This window comes from Halomonas sp., assembly GCF_041689495.1.
Classification (GTDB): Bacteria; Pseudomonadota; Gammaproteobacteria; order Pseudomonadales; family Halomonadaceae; genus Halomonas.
Genome location: NZ_JBDNGD010000097.1, coordinates 1 through 4,523, shown reverse-complemented (window position 1 = coordinate 4,523; position 4,523 = coordinate 1). Strand labels below are relative to the sequence as shown.

General features: G+C 63.1%; 4 protein-coding genes and 2 pseudogenes. 5 read left to right on the top strand and 1 reads right to left on the bottom strand.

Features of this window, described 5'->3' with window-relative positions; all coding sequences use genetic code 11:
- Positions 1–40: 40 nt before the first annotated feature.
- Positions 41–459 (top strand): annotated as a pseudogene (locus tag ACESMD_RS03115) (sigma-54-dependent transcriptional regulator); the annotation flags it as partial.
- 59 nt (positions 460–518) lie between these two features.
- The gene (locus tag ACESMD_RS03110) at positions 519–701 is read left to right on the top strand and encodes a helix-turn-helix domain-containing protein (protein ID WP_372610228.1); all 183 of its coding nucleotides are present in this window, start codon (positions 519–521) and stop codon (positions 699–701) included.
- 2 nt (positions 702–703) lie between these two features.
- On the opposite strand, the gene ACESMD_RS03105 is transcribed toward ACESMD_RS03110, so the two are convergent.
- Positions 704–1,273 carry a gamma carbonic anhydrase family protein gene (locus ACESMD_RS03105; protein ID WP_372610226.1) on the bottom strand — a complete coding sequence of 190 codons (570 nt, stop codon included), beginning with the start codon at positions 1,271–1,273 and terminating at the stop codon, positions 704–706.
- 142 nt (positions 1,274–1,415) lie between these two features.
- Between ACESMD_RS03105 and prlC the strand changes: the two genes are divergently transcribed.
- From prlC to ACESMD_RS03090, 3 genes and pseudogenes are all read left to right on the top strand, one after another.
- On the top strand, positions 1,416–3,464 hold the full coding sequence (gene prlC, locus ACESMD_RS03100) for an oligopeptidase A (RefSeq protein WP_372610224.1): 2,049 nt from the start codon (positions 1,416–1,418) through the stop codon (positions 3,462–3,464).
- Between the two features lie 74 nt (positions 3,465–3,538).
- Positions 3,539–3,784, top strand: coding sequence for a YheV family putative zinc ribbon protein (locus ACESMD_RS03095; protein ID WP_372610222.1), 246 nt, complete (start codon positions 3,539–3,541; stop codon positions 3,782–3,784).
- 302 nt (positions 3,785–4,086) lie between these two features.
- Positions 4,087–4,523: pseudogene (locus ACESMD_RS03090) on the top strand (TRAP transporter permease); the annotation flags it as partial.

The window sequence follows — 4,523 nt, the reverse complement described above, 5'->3', positions numbered from 1 at the left end:
GATCACCGGCCATGGCGACATCTCGACCGCCGTGGAGGCGATGCGCAACGGGGCCTGGGATTTCCTCGAGAAGCCCTTCGCCAGCGAACGGCTGGTGGAAGTGGTTCGCCGAGGGGTAGAGAAACGCCGCCTGAGCCTGGAAAACCGCCGACTCAAGGCGGAGCTTGAAGCCCATCAGAACGCCCCTGGCCCCAGGGTGGTGGGACGCACGGACGTCATGCAACGCCTGGCGTCCATGGTCCAGCGCATCAGTCAGGTCGAGACGGATGTGCTGGTCTTCGGCGAGACCGGCTCGGGCAAGGACCTGGTGGCACGCTCCATCCATGAACGCAGCGCACGCAGCGGCCGACACTTCGTGGCCATCAACTGTGGGGCCATTCCGGAGAGCATCATCGAATCCGAGTTGTTCGGCCATGAGAAGGGGGCCTTCACCGGTGCCCTTGAGCGGCGTATCGGCAGTTCGAACATGCCGAGGGTGGCACCGTCTTCCTCGACGAGATCGAATCGATGCCGGCGAGATGGCGCTGCCCCAGCAGGTGGAACTGTTCGAGAAGAGCCTGGTGAGCCAGGCCCTCGCCCACCATCAGGGGCGCATCAACGAGGTCTGCGAGACCCTCGGCCTGCCCCGCAAGACCCTTTACGACAAGCTCAGGAAGTACGGCCTCAAGGCCGAGGATTACCGCCAGAGAACCCGGCACTGACTTCAGCCAACGGCGGTTGCGGTGAGGTATTCGTCCTTCAGCTTCACGTAATTCCCGGCGGTATAGGCGAAGAAGGAGCGTTCCTTTCCCTTGAGGGCGCGCAGGGGCCGTGCCGGGTTGCCGGCATAGACATGGCCGCTCTCCAGGCGCTTGCCCGGCGGCACCACGGCACCGGCGGCGATGATGACCTCGTCCCCCACGACGGCACCATCCACGACGATGGCACCCATGCCCACCAGAATGCGGTTACCCAGGGTACAGCCGTGCAGGACCGCCTTGTGGCCGATGGTCACCTCCTCGCCGATTGTCAGGGCGAAGCCGTCAGGGTTGAAATCGCTGGCATGGGTGATGTGCAGCACGCAACCATCCTGGACGCTGGTCCCTGCGCCGATGCGGATACGATGCATGTCACCCCGGATCACCGCCATGGGCCACACGGAACAGTCGTCACCCAGCACCACGTCGCCCAGTACCATACAGGCCGGATCGATGTAGACTCGCTTTCCCAAGCGTGGCTCGATACCTTTCCAGGGCCGGATGGCCCCGGGCCGATTGTCGACTGTCTCGCTCATCACTCATCTCCTGTCGTCGGATGTCCGCTGTGTCATAGGCGCTTTCATCATAGTATCAGCGTCGGCCGCATCGAGATTGAAACCTCGGCCAGCCGCCCGCATCTAACGTAAGACTCTTTTCACGAAACGCCCCGAGGTACGCATGCCCCGCAATCCACTACTCGAATCCCACGACCTGCCACCCTTTGCTGACATTCGCCCCGAGCATGTGGTCCCCGCCGTGGAAGAACTGCTGGCGGAAAACCGAACCGCCATCGAACGTCTGGTCGAGCAGGCCGGCCAGCGGCCGCCGACCTGGGACACCCTGGCTGCCCCACTGGAAGCCCTGAATGATCGCCTCTCGCGCACCTGGTCGCCGGTCTCCCACCTCAACGGCACCATGAACAACCCGGAGCTGCGCGAGGCCTACCAGGCCTGCCTGACCAAGCTCTCCGAGTACAGCACCTGGATGGGGCAGCATGAAGGCCTCTTCCGCGCCTGGCAGGCCCTGAAAGAAGGCTCCGCCTGGGGCACCCTGGACGAAAGCCAGAAACGCACGATCGACCATACCCTGAGAGATTTCCGCCTAGCGGGCGTCGACCTCCCCGAGCAGAGCAAGCGCCGTTATGGCGAGATCAAGGCCCGTCTTTCCGAACTCGGCAACACCTTCTCCAACCAGTTGCTCGATGCCACCCAGGCCTGGCACCTGGATCTCGTCGATGACCGCCGCCTCGCCGGCCTGCCCGAGAGCGCCTTCGCCACCCTGCAGGCCAACGCCGAGGCCAAGGGGCTCGAGGGTTACCGCTTCACCCTGGATTTCCCGAGTTTCTTCCCGGTGATGACCTATGCCAATGACCGGGAGCTGCGGCGCGAGGTCTACACCGCCTTCGTCACCCGTGCCTCGGACCAGGGCCCCCAGGCCGGGGAGTTCGACAATGCCCCGATCATGGAAGAGACCCTGGCCCTGCGCCATGAGCTGGCCGGCCTGCTGGGCTTCGCCACCTATGCCGAATATTCGCTGGCCACCAAGATGGCCGAGTCGCCCCGCCAGGTCCTGGACTTCCTCGAGGATCTGGCCGCCCGCGCCCTGCCCCAGGCCAGGGAGGAATTCGCCGAGCTTGAAGCCTATGCCCGTGAAGAGCTCGGCATGATCGAGCTGGCCCCCTGGGACGTCGGCTATGCCAGCGAGAAACTCCGCGAGACACGCCATTCCATCTCCGATGAGCAGCTACGCCCCTACTTCCCCGCGCCACGGGTGGTGGATGGCCTCTTCCGGGTGGTCGAGCGCCTCTACGAGGTGACCTTCGAGGAGGAGTCCCAGGCGCCACGTTATCACCCCGACGTGCGCTATTTCCTGATCATGGAAGCCGGTTCGCCCATCGCCGGGTTCTATCTGGACCTCTACGCCCGGGAAGGCAAGCGGGGCGGTGCCTGGATGGACGAATGCCGAGTACGTCGCCTGGAGGAAGGCGAACTGCAGCTGCCCGTGGCCTACCTGACCTGCAACTTCACCCGCCCCGTCGGCGAAGCACCGGCTCTGCTCACCCATGACGAGGTCACCACCCTGTTCCACGAGTTCGGCCACGGTCTGCACCACATGCTGACCCGCCAGACCATCGCCGACATTTCCGGCATCAACGGCGTGGCCTGGGATGCCGTGGAACTGCCCAGCCAGTTCATGGAGAATTTCTGCTGGGAGCGCGAAGGTCTCGACCTGATCGCCGGCCATGTGGATACCGGCGAATCGCTGCCCGACACCCTGCTGGAGCGACTCCAGGCTGCCCGCAACTTCCAGTCGGCCATGGACATGGTGCGTCAACTGGAATTCTCGTTGTTCGACTTCCGCCTGCACCATGGGCTTTCTTCTCCCAGCGCCGCCGACATACAGGTCCTGCTGGACGAGGTGCGTCGTGCCATCTCGGTAGTTCCTCGCGCCCGCTTCAACCGTTTCCAGAACGGCTTCGGTCATATCTTCGCCGGGGGCTATGCCGCGGGCTACTACAGTTACAAGTGGGCCGAGGTACTTTCCGCGGACGCCTGGAGCGCCTTCGAGGAAGCCGGGATCTTCGATCCCGAGACAGGCAGGCGCTTTCGCACCGAGATCCTCGAGCCGGGTGGTTCACGGGATGCCGCTGAGCTCTTCCGCGCCTTCCGCGGACGCGAACCCAGTGTCAAGCCACTGCTTCGCCATTCCGGGATCCGTGCCGCCTGACGCCTCACCGTTACACCCTAAGTATCCGCCGGGGGGGGGCAACCCGTCCCGACAGGATGTCACCAGGAGGCCTCATGGCCGTTCAAAAACGCTTTATCGCCGGCGCCATCTGCCCTCGCTGCGCCGAGATGGATCGCATCCGCACCTGGGAACAGCACAATATTCGCTACCGGGACTGCGTCAGTTGCGATTTCTTCGAACAGCTGCCCATCGAGGACCAGGCATTGCCTGAGCTCGAAACGCGGGTCAACCGACCCGACGAGGAACCGCAGCGCCAGGACATCCAACCGGTCAGGATCCTCGATCCGGGGAATCGATGATGATCGATGGACTGTACCGGCACCTGACCGTGCGAAATTCAGCACAATCGCTGACCGTCGCCATGCGGGTTCCCGGACGATGACCCCCTCGCTGCCTTCAACTTTTGTTCAATACGGTTTCCTTAACTCCATGTAATTAAATATCTTTTTTTAAACTGGCCATTTGTTTGTTGCTACCCAAGGGCAACTGAACGAAGCGTTGAATGCATCACGTCGCCGGCACGGAGGAAGATTCCCGTGAGCCATGCCACACTTCTTGATGGGCATGACCATCGCCACTAGGGTTCTGGCGACACCAATAATTCAACTTCGGCTATCCGCTGCTCCTGGCCACGGCCGGCGGCATCCTGCTCTCCTGGTGTCATCGCCAGGTACGCACCAAGCTCTCACCCAGCGACATTGTGCTGATGGTCTGTGCCATGGCCACGGCCGGCTACCTGATCCTGATCTACGGCACGCCGCTAAGGGCCTCGACCGGCACCTCCTTCGCGCCCATCGGTATCTCCCTTGCGGCTCTGGCCGGGTCGCTGCTGATCCTCGAGTTGACCCGCCGTGTCACCGGGCTGGCGCTGGTGGTGATCTCCACCATCTTCCTGCTCTATGTCTTCTTCGGCCCCTACCTGCCGGGCTTCCTGGGCTATCCCGGTCTGTCGTTCAATCGCTTCTTCAGCCAGGTCTACACCGATGCCGGCATCCTCGGGCCGACTATCGCCGTCTCCTCGACCTACATCATCCTCTT